Raw genomic sequence first — 16674 nt, 5'->3', positions numbered from 1 at the left:
TCCGCTGCTTCACTACTAGCCTACACCATGTGGGAACGGTTGAATAGTGGACAGTTTTTTAACCTTGTGAAACAGGACAAGGAATTATTTACCATGTTTCGAATGTTGATGAGAAAGCAGATGAATTTCAGGAGGTTTTAATATTAAACGAGGCTGTTGCAATATACTACGGGAAAAAAATCAAGCACCTGCCTTTCGCTTCAGGGCTGCACTTCTGTCTAGGTGCTCCATCTGAAAGAATAAGTCAAATAGAGTTGTAAAACAAAAACTGCCTCGATAAAAGGCAGTTTTTATATTGGAGCTTATTTTGTTGGAGCAAGTTCCACTGCTTGTCGCAAAGCTTCGGTAAGGCTCTTTTCATCAGCGATGCCCTTCCCGGCGATGTCGAACGCAGTTCCATGATCGACACTCGTCCGAATGATAGGGAGACCGACAGTGATATTGACACCCGTATCCAATCCTAACACCTTGATCGGTCCATGCCCTTGATCGTGATACATGGCCACTACAATATCAAAATCTCCTCGGACTGCTCGGAAAAATAATGTATCCGCAGGTAGAGGACCTTGTACCTCGAGTCCTTCTGACTGTGCTTTTTCGACACCTGGAACAACTTGTGCTTCCTCTTCTCCATAACCGAATAATCCGTTTTCTCCAGCATGGGGATTGATTCCGCATACCGCGATTTTTGGCGTATCGACCCCCGATTTTTTCAACGTTTCATGGGCCATCTTGATGACCTGGTATACACGTTCGGAATTGATTTGTTTGACCGCATCAATCAGTCCGATATGTGTGGTGACATGGATGACCTTCAACGTAGGGGCGGATAACATCATTGCATAATCCTTTGTCCCTGTTAATTCAGCTAAGATTTCAGTATGCCCCGGATATTTATGACCGCCTAAATGAAGTGCCTCTTTATTTAAAGGCGCCGTACAAATTCCATCGATTTTTCCTTCATTTGCAAGGGAAATCGCTTTTGAAAGGAATTCGAACGCTGCATGCCCAGCTTCAGCTGAAACTTGTCCAAATGGCAAGTCCTCCGGAACCAGATCCAAATCTATACAAGAAACCACGCCTGATTCGAAGGAACACTCCTCTACCGATTGTACTTTTTTAATTTTCTGCTGGCTAACCAATACTTGTTTCGCTTTTTCTAGAACTTTCGCATCTCCAATAACCAACGGATGACATAGCTCATAAACTTGCGGGTCCTGCAGACTTTTCAAAATGATCTCAGGGCCTACTCCTGCAGCATCCCCCATCGTTATTCCGATAACTGGTTTATTTTGCGTCATAAGTTTGTTTCATCCCTTTCATATGATACAAGGCATTCTTTAACGTTTCTTTATTTCCAAAACCGCCGGCTTTCGTTATGGTCCACAACTTCTGGTCGCTAAAGCTGATCCTGCCTAATGGAACTCCTGTTTCGATTTCATCCAGGAGTTCCATGTCCACTACATTCATTGCTAAACAGACATCTTTAGCTGTGTCGCCCCCGGTCAATACTAATCCATCAATTGACGCAGAGGATAGTATACGCTTTGCAATTTGACCTAATCCTTTGGAGATTTTACTGCCAACTTCACCTTTAGAAAGTCCATTTTTCTCAGCAAACTCCATTGCAGCCTTACGATTCTCTTCATTATTATCAACATAGACGACAAGATCTTTCTTTTCCTTTTCCCTACCAAGAAATGAATCATCAACCAAAGTGCCTTCAAGGATTTGCAATGGGTCGACTTCAATCATTCGGACGCTGTCGATCGTTGCTAATTCAAGCAGTTGTTGTTTCGTTATTTCGGATAAACTCCCAGACACGGTCAGAGTTCGGTCAATACGAATATCCTCCTTACCAACAATCTCAGTGTCAGATTCCAAGGAAAGCCCTTCTGGCAAATATTCGATCAACCCTGCCGATCCAACCCATACAACTTTATAGGGCAACTCAGCAAATTTTTCTGCAATCTTTTTCAAGTCCTCTTCACTTTTTGCATCACAAACAAACCAGTGAGGATTTTGACCGACTTTGTTGTTTATGAACGTTTCTAGATCCTCAGTATTCAGTTGATTCCGTGTTAAATTCGTAACCTCGCCAATACTATATGGCTTAATCAATTGTACGATATTACTTTCAGCGACTGGCGTTTTCGGATCTTTCCCAAATTCTGTTTCGGAAACAAGACGGTCTTCTACATAATGGTTTCCATCCTTTGTCGTTCTCCCCATTTTAGGATAGGCAGGAGCCACAACAACAATATCAGGGTTTACCGCCTCTTGCATGGCTTCCAATTCTGGTCCGATATTTCCCCTTAATGTTGAATCTACTTTCTTATATAAAACCGTTATCCGGTTGTCCAAAAAGAAAGAAGCAGCATGGTGGACTGCTTCGTATGCATCTTTTTCCGGTAAAGCTCGACTGTTTGTATCAACGACTGTGACATCTTTGGATTCATCCAATGCCACATTTTCTACCTCGAGCATGACGGATGAATGATACCCTTTCTTCGCAAGTTGAACACCTGTATCATTCGCTCCTGTGAAATCATCTGCAATGATTCCGATTTTCTCTTTCATAGATGACCACCCTTAACTTGCTGACTTTATTTCTCCATTTGAAATTTGATAGCCTTTTTTCTCAATCCGTTTGACAAGGAATCCTATATATAACGGTAAAAGAATTGCCGTTGTCACAGTCGACGCTGCAACTTGGACAGTTGCAAGGTCAGCAACAGGCGCAAAAGTTGAACTTGCCGCCGCAATTGCTGCCGGCGTAGCAACAGCATTTCCAGCAGTTGAACCTTCTGAAGCACCAACGAGCGGATTCCATTTCAACGCTTTAAAGATGAAGTACCCTGCTGTACCTGTTACAAACACAGTCAATAGACCAAGTACTATTCCAGTCAATCCACCCTCAATGATCGCACCAAAGTCGATTCCCATACCTAGGGCGAATGCAAAGAATGGGATCAACATCGAACTTCCCTTATCTAAGAATGAACGCATATCTTCATCTAGATTGCCAAGTACCATACCGACTACAATCGGAAGTAATACTGCTACAAAGGATTGGAAAGAAAACATTCCATCCACGAAGCCCATCGCTCCGAAAATCGATAACGCTACCATTGTTAAAAATGGGCCGTCGTTCAATGCAAGCAATGAATAGGCTGCACGGTCTTCTTCTTTCCCATATTGGCCGACAAGTGCAACATACAAGCCACCATTACTGTTTGTCATTGCCGCAATGACTGCGATTGGTGCTAGCCCAAGCCAAAGTCCGTTATCACCAGCGAACATATAAGCGATTAAACCGAAAATTGCCCCGACTACCCACTTTGTTCCTAGTAAGGTTGCCCCCTTTGCAAGGGAAACACCGAACGTCTTGACGTTGATTTGTGCCCCAGTACAAAGTAGGAATAAGGCAATCAAGGTGCCTGCACCATCAACAAATAATGCTTGTGTAAAGTTACCGATCCTTAGAAGATCGGGTGCAAATGTATTCAGTGTTGCAGCAAGCAACAATGGCACTACCATCATTCCACCAGGAATACGGTCAAGCGTTGCTTTAATCTTCATGTCGAATTCCTCCAATAATTTTATGATGTAATAATAACAAGAAAACGTTTTCATATTTATCCTAAAAGAATATGATTGATTACGCAACACAAATTTTTAAAAATATGAAATAAATTATAGTAATTGTTTTATTTTGCAACACTTTTGAGAATAAAAAAGACGCAAATCATCATTTTTTTAATTTGCGCCAAAGTGTTGAGCGGTTGATTCCTAATCGCTTCGCTGCTTTTGATTGGTTGTAACTTTCTTCTTCAAGGACTTTTTGGATTACCCGTTGCTCGATTTCTTCCAGGGTTCCATGCAATGGAATATTTCCCTTTGAAATTGCTTCCTTGCGCACCTGAAGTGCATTCTGAACATGATCTTCTTCAATGACGTATCCTTTCTCTGCTAGTACAAGGGATTTTATAAACCGCTTCAACTCGGCGACATTTTCGTCCCAATCCGCTTCGATCAATACTTCATTAGCTTTTTCTCTTATTTTGACAGGATGTGTGCCTAAATTCTGATGAAAATGAGCAATAAAATATGTTGCTAATCCTTTTATATCTTCCTTACGTTGATTTAGCGTAGGAAGTGCCAATTCTACTGCATCATTCTCTAAGGAAGAATCTATCAGGCCTGGAACCTGTACATTACTGGTCAGGATCACCGTATAGGAATGCTTCAATAAGGAACGGATAAACGTTTTAAGCTTCTCCATTTTAGCCGGTTCTACATAATCAATGTTCGTCAAGTTAATCGTTGAACCACTGATTTTGAAAACCCCATCCAATCGTTCCCACTCACAGTGCTTCATATCGACGGTTACGAAGCTGCCCATCCGATTTTGTTCAAAGTGGATGAACTGAGACACCAGCCCTTTACCGGTCCCCTTATCTCCATAAAGGACATAAACGCGTTGTTTCGGGATGGATTGTTGAATCAGATTCATGACATTCTGCATCCCAGGACTCTCGGCAATAATAACCGGTCTTTGTATGACATCATCCGCTCGCAACCATTTATGATGATGCTCAAGATGTTCCCGAACAGTAAAGAATATTACTGTAAATGACCGTGAAGCGGATTTACTGAGTTCTCCAATGACTTCGACCTGTTTGTTTTTCAATTGAACCGTTCTTGTTGTACGACCCTTTTCTTCGACTTCATCTTTAAATTCTTTTAATTCATTGATTGATAACGGTGAACTCTGAAGTTCGCTCCAATTTTCGTATACCGGATCGCCTTCTGTATTTAAAATGAGGACATCTTGTTTTTTCAATTGTAAAACCTTGGTCAGCAATTTAATCAGTGTTTGATTCCGGTGATGAAATTCATATTCTGACTGGGCATTATTGAAAGCCTCAAATACAGCTTCTCTCCCAGATTGGATCAATATCCCTTCAAGGCCATTTTTATTGGCTGCTTCTACTGTAACGACATCTCCCAATATCACTTCAAACCCGTCATTCTTCAGATTCCGTACGAGGGGGTCCACCTCTCTTGCTGATTTGATCGAGTAGACATGTATCGGCAGTTCCAATAGATCGATGACAGATTGGGCTCCTATCGTTATATTCGGAAAGCCTACCAAAGCTTTTTTCCCTTGAAAATCATTAGCTAATGTAAGTGTCCGGAGCATGTCGTAACCTGAAAGATGCACATCAATTACACTGATTGAAACAAATGACTTGATCATTCGTGCCGTACCACCTCGACTGATAATCACATCATAACCATTCTTTTCAGCCCATTTTGCAATTTCAGCCCCTTCTTCTAGGTTTCCGACTTTAATTTGTATATCTAAAGCTGGATAATCAGCCTTACATTCTTCTACAAGTGGAACCATAGAAGGATATGGTGCAATGAACATTGTCTTGATAGCCATTCAACTTCCCCTGTCTGTATTAATATTACTTAAAGTATAGACATTTCATGATGCATGATGCAACAACACGGGCCATTTTCAGGTTATAATCAAATCATACACTCTAAGTTTTTATGTGAACGTACATCGGGTACAGTTCCTAAAAAGGTAAAGGATGGTGAATGGATTTGAACATTGTCGTAGTAGGTGCAGGAGCAATCGGAGCTTATTTCGGGGGAAGGTGCCAGGAATCTGGGCAATCGGTACAGTTTCTCGTCAGGCCAAAAAGAGCTGAACAGCTTCGTAAAAATGGTTTGAAATTGCAAAGTCCTCATGGGGATTATGAATTTGAAGACTTGAACATCGCTGAAAGTTTAGATGATATCCATCACGCAGACGTCGTCCTGCTCGCTGTGAAAGGCTATCATCTGAATGATGAGCTGATGGACGACCTGAAAAGGCTTGTAGCAAAAGGGGCCACAGTGCTTCCGCTTCTGAACGGAATCGAGCACATCGATGAGCTTCGACGCGAATTAGGCGAAGAAGCTGTGATGGGCGGCTTGTGCTTCATCATTTCAACCCTTGATGAAAACGGAAATGTCATTCATACAAGTACGCAGCACGACCTCGTTTTCGGAGTGCTCCATCCATCACAGGAAGGTTTGTGCAAAGAACTCGAAAAGATCTTTGACAAAGCGAACATGGCCGGCGTGCTGAGCAGCAACATTCTGCTAGGTCTTTGGAACAAATACATGATGATCACCGCTTTTTCTGGCGTGACCACTGCCGGCGACTTGACGATAGGGGCAATCAGGGAATCCACAAGAACCGTGAAACTGGCTGAAGAAGTTTTACACGAAATGAAACTGCTCGCACTCTCGAAAGGCGTCAACATCACCGATGATCATGTTCAAAAAGCACTCGATCAGTTGAATAGCTTTCCATCCGAAGCCACGTCATCCATGCATCAAGATAGACGGAAAGGTCTACAAATTGAAGCAGATCATCTGCTTGGCGGAGCATTGCGCTTAGCAGAAGAAGAGAATTTGAAGCTGCCGCATACTGAGACCCTTTATGCACTGGTAAAACCATATGAGTTGAAGATGAGATAACTGAATGTAATAAAGGAACCTTCTCTGGGATGAGAAGGTTCCTTTATGTATTTCAGGATTGTTATTGTTGTGGACTTTCTTTTTGTTTCTTACTTGAATAACTTTTGGCTAACTTAAGCGTCTTCGAAATGACCTTTTGAACATCAATTCCTTTTTTCCTCAAATTCCGAATATGAATGTCAGTACTCGTCATGATTCTCAAACACTCCTCATTTTTAAAAGATTTGTCCGTCCAGTTAAAGCGTCATTGTATGTATTCCCCGATTCTGAGCTGTTATAACCCTGAAATCCCAATTTCTATAAAAATTTCTTCTACTACATATAGACGTATACAGGTGTAATTGGTTGCATATATTTTCGAATTATTTTTTCATATTGATGACACTCGTTGAATGATAGCGGTTTACTCTATCATACAATACCATCCCTCTTACTTCGATTCCTAATTTATAGTTCGTTCCTTTTTACTATTTTATGGGAGCTGGCTTTCTTGTTTTCAAATTCAGCTTTTCAACACATGAAATAATGGGTATGGAAAACAAAGATGTTATAGAAGAAAAGTATGAAGGGAGCACTGTCGTGGAGATTATTTCTTGGTTTGAAACATGGATAGCAAATGTATCCAACTTTTTATGGACTTATGTACTTGCCATTCTATTAATCCTTGCGGGGATCTTTTTAACAGTTAGATTACGGTTTTTCCAATTCCGTTTTTTCGGGCACGCGTTAAGCCAAACCATCGGCCAGATTTTTAAAAAGGACAAGCATGAAGGAACAATCACCCCCTTTCAAGCTTTCACATCAGCTCTTGCCTCAACAGCTGGAGCGACAAACATCGTTGGTGTACCTGTCGCCATCGCCTTAGGCGGGCCCGGGGCTTTGTTCTGGATGTGGATGGTCGCTTTGATTGGAATGGCGACCAAGTACGCGGAAATCATGCTCGGAGTGAAATACAGGGAAAAAAACAAGAAAGGAACTTGGGTCGGCGGCCCCCAGTATTATATCAAGAAAGCACTCGGATGGGATAAAGTAGCAGCGGCCTTTGCTTTCTTCCTCATGATCGAAGCGATTCCGAGCTTGATGGTCCAATCCAACTCCATCACAACCCAGCTTGAAGGAGCGTTCGGCTGGTCGACACAACTCACTGGAATCCTCATGTGTGTGTTAGTTGCCCTTGTCGTATTCGGAGGTATCCGAAGAATTGCGAAAGTGACCGACAAAATGGTGCCGTTCATGGTCATCACATATTTGCTCGGAGCATTGGTGGTCATTTTTGCACACATTGACCAACTTCCAAGTGTATTCGGGTTGATTTTCACTCACGCATTCACACCGATTTCTGCTGCAGGAGGATTTGCGGGAGCCGGAATCGCCCAAGCTCTCCGCTGGGGGATCGCTCGTGGACTCTACTCAAATGAGGCCGGTCTCGGAACTGCTCCGATCACTCATGCAGCAGCCCAGACAGACCACCCGTCCCGACAAGCGTTATGGGGAATCTTCAGTGTATTCGTGGACACAATCGTCATTTGTACCATTTCCGGTATCTCCGTCCTCGTTACGGGTGCTTGGACAGAAGTAGGCGCAGACAATGCCTCGAACATGATTGGAACAGCATTCGGAACAGTAATGGGAGATACGTTCGGCGGAAGCTTCATTGCTATCTTTCTATTCTTTTTCGTCATTACTACTATTGGTGTTTTGATTTTCTTTGGGGAAAAACAAGCGGAATACTTATTCGGATTAAGAGCTTCCAAATTTATGAGAATCCTTTATATCGCAGCCATATATGTAGGTGGGATCGGCGGCTTGAAGTTCGTCTGGCAGTTCCTCGATTTACTGCTAGCATTCGTCCTTCTCTGTAATATCATCCCGCTCGTCTTCTTACACAAGGAGATCCGCGCGATGACAGATGATTACATCGAACGGATTTATCGTAAAAAGGAAGGAAAGCCATCAATCCAGCTATTTTCAGATCAAAGTGACAAAGACATCGGTCAATGATTATACAAAACTGGAGTCCACCAAGGTGGGCTCTTTTTAGTGTGTCATGACGCTCTTTTGAGTACCTCGTTTTTGATTCTCGCGATTTCAGGGCGTCAAAACCCCTCTTTGAGTACCTCGTTTTTTGATTCTCGTGATTTCAGGGCGTCAAAACCCGTCTTTGAGTATGTCAAAGTCGGTTTTTTGCGTTTTGCGGACTCTTAACCTACGACAAGGAGATTGAACCAATTCTTTATCCTCATTACAAAATAAAAATGGCAGCTCGGCTATTGAACTACCATTGACTACGATCGGGATTCTGCTGTTCTAAGAGGTCGATGATTTGTTCATTTTGTTCTCTTTGTTCTTCGAGAAGATCTCGGATATCCTTCAAGAGCATGATTAGATAGTACGTTGCATAAACGACACCCGCCAAAATCAAAAGCCAGAAAATATTCAGCATTTTATCCTCTTCCCCCTCCAGACATTCCACACCTACTAGTTTTACATGGATACTTCAAATTCCTTCCTCTGTCAACGAATCACTTTGAAATCCATCCATTCCGCAGGGAGCAGTTTTTGGTATTTCGGCGTGAGAAAACGGTCATCTACCAGCACGATCGTACCATGATCGTCTTCAGTCCGAATCAATCTTCCTCCAGCTTGAAGAACCTTGTTGATGCCTGGATACACGTAGGCATAATCATAGCCGTTCTTGTCGTTCTTATTGAAATACTTCTTGATGATGTTCCGTTCAGGATTCAGCTGTGGTAAGCCGACACCAACTACGACGACACCGTTGAGGCGATCGCCTTTTAAATCGACACCCTCTGAAAAAATGCCGCCCATGACCGCAAAGCCGATCAGCGTCTTATCATTCCCGGCTTCGAACCGGGCAAGGAAATCCTCTCGCTCATCCTCTGCCATGCCGCTGCTCTGTATGATTGCTTCATAGCCCCAGTCCTGATCCTCGAACTGCTCATAAACCATCTGCATATAGGCATATGACGGGAAAAAGAAAAGATAGTTGCCTGGTCTTGTCTCTACAAGATTTTTTACCATACTTAAAATCGGTCTCACAGATCGTTCACGATCACGGTAGCGAGTTGAGAGCGGTTGGATGAACACCTCAGCATTTTCTTTGGCAAAAGGCGAGGGAATCGAGATTGTGTAATCTTCCTCATCAGTTCCCAGCATGTCTTTGAAATAGTGAAGCGGTGAGAGTGTCGCTGAAAAATAAACCTTTGAGCGATAGCCCTTTCCGAATTGCTGAAGCAAATGCGACGGATCGAGACAGAACATCTTGATCCTCACTTCACTTTTTTCATGATCGACGTAAGTCACGTACCGTTCATCGTATAAATCGGAAATGCGCACGAAATTCTTCGCTGTGAAATAAGCGTTAACAAGCAGTTCCTGTGCTTCGCCGTCCTTCTGTTTCAACAGCTCTTTTTCCGCTGCCGTCACAAAGGCATCCAATAAACTGAACAAGCTGTCCGGAATTTCATCAAGCTCCATCAGCCGCTTGTCTCCGCATTGCTTTTTCAACTTCAGAAGGTCGTCATTGATCGCTTTCGCCGACTCGAAAATACCTTCGTCCACTCCTTTAAAAGCACGCTTCAATTGTAAAAACGGCGATTTGTAAAGCTCAGCGGAAAACATTCCACGAGCCCGGTCCACCAGATTGTGCGCCTCATCTACAAGGAGTATGGCCCGTTTTTTTTGATCTTCCAAAAACCGCTTAAGCGATACGCGTGGGTCGAATATGTAGTTGTAATCACCGATGATCATGTCAGCAGTGTAGGCGAGATCGAGCGAAAACTCAAATGGACAAAGCTTGTGTTTCCGTGCGTATTCTCCAATCTTCACGCGGCCCATCAGCGTCTCATTCGCTAAAGTATCCAGAAGCCCATTATTGACCCGGTCGTAATACCCATCTGCAAACTCACAATAATCCTTCTGGCAGACCGTCTTTTCCTTAAAACACACCTTATCCTTGGCGGTGATCGTGACAGAACTCATGTGGAGGCCTTTATCCTTCATCAAAGCGAGGGTTTCTTCTGCAGCAGTCCGGGTGATCGTCTTTGCCGTCAGATAGAACACCCGTTCAAGATGCCCTTCACCGATCGCTTTTATCGTTGGAAAGATCGTGGAGATCGTTTTTCCGGTACCTGTCGGTGCGTGAGCAAACAAATCTTTTTCATCGGCAATCGATTTATAAACTGCTCCAGCAAACTTCCGCTGCCCAGTACGATAACTTTCAAAAGGAAATGGCAATTCTTTGATGCTGCGATTCCTTTTTTCCCTATGATCCAAAAGCAGCGCAGCATAGGGCTCGAATTTTTTCACAACACCCATTATGTAAGTTTCGAGCTCACTGAATGTACAAACCTGGCTGAACTGTTTCTTTTCTTCCGTCTCGACATGGACATACGTCAGCTGCACCTTCATTTTTTCAAGTTCATGCTCACGTGCATACATATACGCGTAAAACTTCGCCTGTGCCCAGTGGACAGGGTTCGTATTGTCCGTAATATCGGCTACATCGTTACGTGTCGATTTGATTTCATCCACGGTGATGATGTCCTCACTTTTAAGAAGCCCATCACACCTTCCATCAATGACAAAAGAGAGCCCTTTGAAATTAATTTCTGTTTTCAGATAGACTTCTTTTTGGTCCGACTGTGCATAGGTCTTTTGGATTTTCTGATGGGCGATCGTTCCCTCAGTCATCGAACTGGACGAGCGGAAGCGATTGTCGATACTACCGCTCCTGAATACATATTCCACCAATGGGCGGACTGAAAGTCGAATCTCTTTGGACATTAGAATCACCTGAACTAAATATTTTTCCCGTACATGTACACTATCCTTAGTTTACTAGAAAACACACGTTCGCAAAAGCTCTGAACTTTTTCAAGAAACAAAAAAGACTAAGTGTACACCCGTATAAACACTTAGCCTTTCATCCGCCCTAATTGACTGTCGGTCCCTTAAAACAATGCGGACAGGGGAGATATCCCTTGTCTGTTAATTGTTCGATTTTTTCCGCTTTCTTTTCTCCGCAGCGCTTGTTCAATGGAATCTGAGGGAGGTCACATTTATCGCCAACATATGCACTACGGTGAATTTTTCTATGTTTGTGGTCTATTAGGTATTTTGCCATCATATCCCCCTTCCTAAAATGAAAATCTATCCTGAAAAATTCTTCTAATGGTGTTTATTCCAACATCCTAAACAAATCACTCCTTTTAAAATAGAATTTAGACAAAAAAAGACCGAAAAGGATTATATCCTCTTCGGCTTATGTCTAGCTCTAATGTCTAGCTTATTTCCACCAAATCTATGACTTCGGGTTCAATATCATTATAAGAAAACTGCGGTCGATATCGAAATCCCAATCTATGAATAATTCAACTACTTCGCCATCTATGTGTGAATTGATGTGATCCATATTCAGCATACTCTTCTCCAGCTTCCCTTTTGCATTCCGAAGAGCATCTTCTAGTCCATCACGGATCAGCTGTTTTTCAATTTCAACTAAAATTTCGTCACGTACTGCGATGAGCGTCCGTGAATTGATACGGGTCGATTGGATTGAAGATGGTTCTTTTTCAACTTTTCCACTCATACGTATGACTGCTTCATGCACTTCATTTTTACCTTGATAGGAGTCTTTAATCACATATGGGCTTGGCCCCACACCTAGGAAAACACCAGATTGGTTTTCCAACGACCAGTCATAATACAAGTTCTCGATTTCAATATTGGTGATCAGCTTGATATAGGCTCTGATTTCAGCACTGATGGTGTTCATCAAAAAGCTGCGCGTTTTTTCCACTGTCCTTTGATGATTTTCACTATAGAGGACCCGTCGGTGTCAGAAAATCCTTTACATAAATCACGACAAAAGAATCGGAAATCGAGACATATACAGACTCTGGACCCTTACCGAAATTGTCTCGAAGCACTTTCGCAACGTAACTTGAAATTTCAGCTTGTTTCTCATTTGTATCTAAGGTATGTGTATGTTCGTCAGGAGACGGAAGCTTCATATCCTCCATCCTTTCTATAGTGTAATGGCTAACTACAGATTTGAAAAGCAATCCAGTTTTCCCACCAAATCATGCAGTTAATAAACGGGACTTTCTACACGCTTTTAATACCCTGTTTTTACAATGAGAAACCAACCTGTATCATTTTTATCATTGAGCCTTCGTCTTCGGACTCTCGATAGGCAGCCAGACCGTTACCTCAGTTCCGACATTCGGTTCACTTCTATAGCTTACTTTTCCGTTCATCGATTGGATGATTCTGAGTGAAACTGTGGTCCCGAGCCCTGTCCCTTTGTCTTTAGTCGTGTAAAACAACGTTCCTATCCGTTTCAGCTGCTCTTTATTCATGCCTTTGCCTGTATCTGTAACTTTTACAATCACATTGTTTCCAGAAAGCTTCACTCCGATGGTTACGGAATCACCTACGCCTGTCGCTTCAATTGCGTTTTTGACAAAATTGATCAGGGCTTGCTTCAACTGGTTCCGGTCCGTTTTTATAAGGCAATTGGAATCAAATTCATTTATGAGTTCCACACCTTGTTTTACAGCGAGTGCATCCATGAGAAACATCACTTCATATATGACGTCTGACAATCGGAAAGTTTCGATTTTCTTGAATTCCGGCTTGGCAAAATTCAAATAATCATTGATGATCGCTTCAGCCCGTCCCAATTCACTCAGGACAAGGGGAATGTATTCATAGCTGTCGCCTTTTCTTTCGGCCTTCATCATTTGAAGGAAGCCTTTTACAACAGTGAGCGGATTACGTACCTCATGAGCGATGGATGCTGCAAGTTCCCCTAACGTATTTAATTTTTCAGATCGCTGGATTTCCTGCTTCATGATATGCCGCTCGATGACCAATTCATTCAACATGGCAGCAAATCCGATTCCAATAATCTGGATTGTTCCGAAAAGGAAAATATTGATGAGGATTTCTTTGTTCGTTGAAAACCCTTGAGTAAACATGAATGCTAACAGAATTCCCAGCATGACAAAGGCAGGCCAACCACCAATGACAATCGCCAGCGTGACCCGCTTCTTCGGTTTGTATTTCATGAATTTTTTCGTAAAAAGAAATGGGAGCACTGCTGCCATAACACCGCTTATGTACCCGAACAGCAGCGCATCACCACCTAGAAATGTCCTGGTAAGTAATATAAACCCCAAAACGATTCCGCCAGAAATAGGTCCGCCATATAAACAGGCCAAAACAAGCGGAACATATCTAAAATCCCAGTACAGACCGTAGTTATGATATGCAAAAACCATACAAAGAAACGCCGCAAATCCATGTAAGAGTCCATAGCTGTATGGGGATTGATCAATGCGACGTTTTTGGAACAAAACACCATATATAAGAACAGGGACAAGGAAAATCAATACATGAAGCAATAGCTTTTCAGCAAGCATTTATACCTCCATAAAATAATCAGGACATCCATACTAGTAATACGACACCTGATATAATTCTCCTTTTTACATCTAAATATTTTTACAATATTTTGAAAGATAACCACGAAATCCTACCTAAATAATAGATATACCTGAAGATAGATAGTCAAATAGACCGGTACCAGCACCGATGCAAACTCTTTCTGCGCCAAGGCTTCTGGAATGGTGCCAGGCACCGATGATACAGGCATTATATACCATAAAAAGTACCAGCAGGAGAAGTGCTGGTACTTTCATTTTTTGCATTTAGCCATTAGCATCTGTCGTCATTATCATCGTCTTCTACGCCGCCGATTGCTTCAAGCAGGCGCTTAATATCAACACCTGTTGCTGCAAAAGCGACAGCTTTATCACGTTTAGCTTTAGCAAAGGCTACAGCTTTTTTCTTACGGCGGTCATCATCATTATTTGCTCCTACACCACCAACGGTATTGTTATTATTTCCGAATAATCCCATACATTTCACCTCCTTTTAATCCAGAGAGCTTTGTACGTGTACATTGTGAAAGTCCATGTGACCATTTGGCCATATTACCGCTTAAACTTTTCAGAAATAACCCCCTGGTTCAACTTTCCGATAATTACTGCAAAGCAACTACACAAATTGATGACAATGCTTCTTCGATCACCTCCCGAAAACCGACAAAATCCTAGACTTACTGGTTTTAATAGAACCAGCGCTTGTCCGACTCTAGTAAAAAAAATCTAAATTCTATTATTTAAGCGTATGAGGTGCAAAACCAGCCTTTCCTTTGCATAGAAAATAGAAATCAATTGCTAGAGAGGACAGAATGCAGGTTTTATCAAGGATGTTCTTTCACGCGGGTCAAAACTTAGGCTATGGAAACTCAATAGGAGGAGGTGGAGTAAGTGTTCGGACCGGTAATCGATACTCTTCGAAAACATTGGTAATGGCAGTTGCAATCGCTGTTGCCGTCGGATCATCTCCAATTGCAACAGATAATGCAGCTGCAAGGTCTTTTTCTCGGATCGCTACTGCAGCAGCAGATGGGCCACCTTCTTTCAACGCTGCCATTGCCGCTTCAACTGCAGCGTCGATTGCTGCTCTTATCTCTTTTTCACGATTCCCAAGACTCATACTTGTAAGCCTCCTTTTGTACTAGGAGTAATACTAGTATATTGAGAATGAAAGATTCCGTAACGGTCAATAGACTAGATTCATAGAAAATTTTCATAGACATTTATGGATTTTTTTAAGATCGGGATTTCATATGATAGGAACCAGGAAATAGAAAAAGGCCTTATCCATATGGGATAAGACCCTTTGAAAAATAAATTGCAAACAAATTCTAGTATCTTACAGCATCGTAAGAGTTGATTCTTCCGTGATAGAAATAGTATCCTGTGCCACTGATGTTGTCAGCTGTATTTTCGATAGCCGCACGGATTTGGGAGTTGTTACGCCCTTGTCCTGCCAACAATCCTGCCAGACCTGAAACATGTGGAGACGCCATCGAAGTTCCAGACATGTATACGTAACCGTTATTCGGATATGTTGATGCAATATCAACACCAGGCGCTGCTACATCCACCCAAGAACCATAGTTAGAGAAAGAAGCTAATCTGTCGTAACGATCGACAGCAGCAACCGCGATGACATTCGCATAAGAAGCCGGCTCGAAAGTCGTGCTCACACCATCGTTACCTGCAGCAGCAATGATGACCGCCCCTCTGTTCCAAGCATAGTTGACGGCATCCTCAAGCGTTTGTGTATCACAGTTACAACCTAAGGATAGATTGATAACCTCTGCTCCAGCATCAGCCGCGTAACGAATGCCATCTGCGATATCCGCTAGTGAACCGCTTCCATTCGCATCTAAAACACGTACTGCAAGAATGTCAGTACTCGGAGCCATACCTGCTACCCCTCGGGAATTGTTCGTTTCAGCAGCAGCCGTTCCATCGACGTGCGTACCATGTCCGTTCAGGTCCATCGGTGTCCAGTCATTGTCGACAAAATCGTATCCTCGGATCGTTTTACCGTCCAAGTCCGGATGGTTGTAATCGACTCCTGTATCAAGTACGGCGATTTCTTGATTGCTGCTTCCTCTAGCAATATCCCAGGCTCTCGGAGTATCTGTGTTTTGAGGCCCATATTGATAGCTATAATACGTATCATTCGGTGTCCAGTTCACTTTGAAAGAGTAGTTCGGCTCAGCGTATTCAACATTTGGATTTTTCTCGAGCGCTTTGACAGCCGCTTCAACCTGCTTTTAAAACTTTGAAGTCAGATTTTACAGCGTCATCATCGGCTACTTCTTTTGCTCCGATTTTGCTTAGCGTACTGCTTTGAGCAGATTTCGCAGCCTTGTCTTTGAACTTGACGATGACTTCCACTTTTACATACTTTCCTGCTTCATCAGAGACATTGACGACATTCGACTTTTCTGGCGCTTCCAGCTGATCACTGACTGCAGCCTCCCCTACCATTGGAAAAAGTGCCATTGACGCAGCGAGTGACAGTGTAGCAAGTTTTTTGAATTCCATCCTATTCCTCCCTCAAAATGTATTCGTTAACAAATTACGTCAAATACTTCTATTTCCTGTAAAACGATATTGGGAAACACCAAGTAATTTTAGCGGAGAAATAGGGGTTGTTCAGTGTCTTTTTTCCCAATAT

16 protein-coding genes are annotated in these 16674 nt (G+C 42.6%); 2 read left to right on the top strand and 14 right to left on the bottom strand.

Annotated features, from left to right (window positions below):
- Positions 1–302: 302 nt before the first annotated feature.
- The 4 genes from pdxA to ACJROX_RS03145 form a co-directional block, all read right to left on the bottom strand.
- Positions 303–1301, bottom strand: coding sequence for a 4-hydroxythreonine-4-phosphate dehydrogenase PdxA (pdxA, locus tag ACJROX_RS03160; protein WP_408009332.1), 999 nt, complete (start codon positions 1299–1301; stop codon positions 303–305).
- Positions 1288–2580 (bottom strand): four-carbon acid sugar kinase family protein, encoded by a 1293-nt coding sequence (locus ACJROX_RS03155; RefSeq protein ID WP_408009331.1) that lies wholly within the window; start codon positions 2578–2580, stop codon positions 1288–1290. Before ACJROX_RS03155 ends, pdxA begins: the two co-directional genes overlap by 14 nt.
- Positions 2581–2592: 12 nt before the next feature.
- Entirely contained in the window at positions 2593–3582 is a 990-nt protein-coding gene (locus ACJROX_RS03150) for a 2-keto-3-deoxygluconate permease (protein WP_408009330.1), read from the bottom strand.
- 169 nt (positions 3583–3751) lie between these two features.
- The gene (locus ACJROX_RS03145; RefSeq protein WP_408009329.1) at positions 3752–5452 is read right to left on the bottom strand and encodes a PrpR N-terminal domain-containing protein; all 1701 of its coding nucleotides are present in this window, start codon (positions 5450–5452) and stop codon (positions 3752–3754) included.
- 161 nt (positions 5453–5613) lie between these two features.
- Between ACJROX_RS03145 and ACJROX_RS03140 the strand changes: the two genes are divergently transcribed.
- Positions 5614–6543, top strand: coding sequence for a ketopantoate reductase family protein (locus tag ACJROX_RS03140; RefSeq protein ID WP_408009328.1), 930 nt, complete (start codon positions 5614–5616; stop codon positions 6541–6543).
- A gap of 531 nt (positions 6544–7074) precedes the next feature.
- Positions 7075–8544, top strand: coding sequence for an alanine/glycine:cation symporter family protein (locus tag ACJROX_RS03135; protein WP_408009327.1), 1470 nt, complete (start codon positions 7075–7077; stop codon positions 8542–8544).
- Between the two features lie 274 nt (positions 8545–8818).
- Here the strand turns inward: ACJROX_RS03135 and ACJROX_RS03130 are convergent, their stop codons facing one another.
- From ACJROX_RS03130 to ACJROX_RS03085, 10 genes are all read right to left on the bottom strand, one after another.
- Positions 8819–8986: a hypothetical protein gene (locus ACJROX_RS03130; RefSeq protein ID WP_408009326.1), complete on the bottom strand. Its 168-nt coding sequence runs from the start codon at positions 8984–8986 to the stop codon at positions 8819–8821.
- A gap of 71 nt (positions 8987–9057) precedes the next feature.
- Positions 9058–11349 carry an ATP-dependent DNA helicase gene (locus tag ACJROX_RS03125; RefSeq protein WP_408009325.1) on the bottom strand — a complete coding sequence of 764 codons (2292 nt, stop codon included), beginning with the start codon at positions 11347–11349 and terminating at the stop codon, positions 9058–9060.
- Between the two features lie 148 nt (positions 11350–11497).
- Entirely contained in the window at positions 11498–11689 is a 192-nt protein-coding gene (locus ACJROX_RS03120; RefSeq protein ID WP_408009324.1) for a hypothetical protein, read from the bottom strand.
- 177 nt (positions 11690–11866) lie between these two features.
- Positions 11867–12340 (bottom strand): Na-translocating system protein MpsC family protein, encoded by a 474-nt coding sequence (locus ACJROX_RS03115; RefSeq protein ID WP_408009323.1) that lies wholly within the window; start codon positions 12338–12340, stop codon positions 11867–11869.
- A 43-nt stretch (positions 12341–12383) separates the two neighbouring features.
- Positions 12384–12578: a Na-translocating system protein MpsC family protein gene (locus tag ACJROX_RS03110; protein WP_408009322.1), complete on the bottom strand. Its 195-nt coding sequence runs from the start codon at positions 12576–12578 to the stop codon at positions 12384–12386.
- Positions 12579–12728: 150 nt separating this feature from the next.
- On the bottom strand, positions 12729–13991 hold the full coding sequence (locus ACJROX_RS03105; RefSeq protein ID WP_408009321.1) for an ATP-binding protein: 1263 nt from the start codon (positions 13989–13991) through the stop codon (positions 12729–12731).
- 295 nt (positions 13992–14286) lie between these two features.
- Complete coding sequence (locus ACJROX_RS03100; RefSeq protein ID WP_408009320.1) at positions 14287–14490, bottom strand: hypothetical protein; 204 nt, start codon at positions 14488–14490, stop codon at positions 14287–14289.
- A gap of 381 nt (positions 14491–14871) precedes the next feature.
- Entirely contained in the window at positions 14872–15132 is a 261-nt protein-coding gene (locus ACJROX_RS03095) for a hypothetical protein (protein ID WP_408009319.1), read from the bottom strand.
- 211 nt (positions 15133–15343) lie between these two features.
- Positions 15344–16189, bottom strand: coding sequence for a S8 family peptidase (locus ACJROX_RS03090; RefSeq protein WP_408009318.1), 846 nt, complete (start codon positions 16187–16189; stop codon positions 15344–15346).
- 67 nt (positions 16190–16256) lie between these two features.
- Positions 16257–16541, bottom strand: coding sequence for a S8 family serine peptidase (locus ACJROX_RS03085; RefSeq protein WP_408009317.1), 285 nt, complete (start codon positions 16539–16541; stop codon positions 16257–16259).
- Positions 16542–16674: the final 133 nt, after the last annotated feature.

The sequence above is a fragment of the Pseudalkalibacillus sp. A8 genome (assembly GCF_045920555.1).
Lineage (GTDB): Bacteria > Bacillota > Bacilli > Bacillales > Fictibacillaceae > Pseudalkalibacillus.
This window is presented reverse-complemented; position numbering and strand designations above follow the sequence as displayed.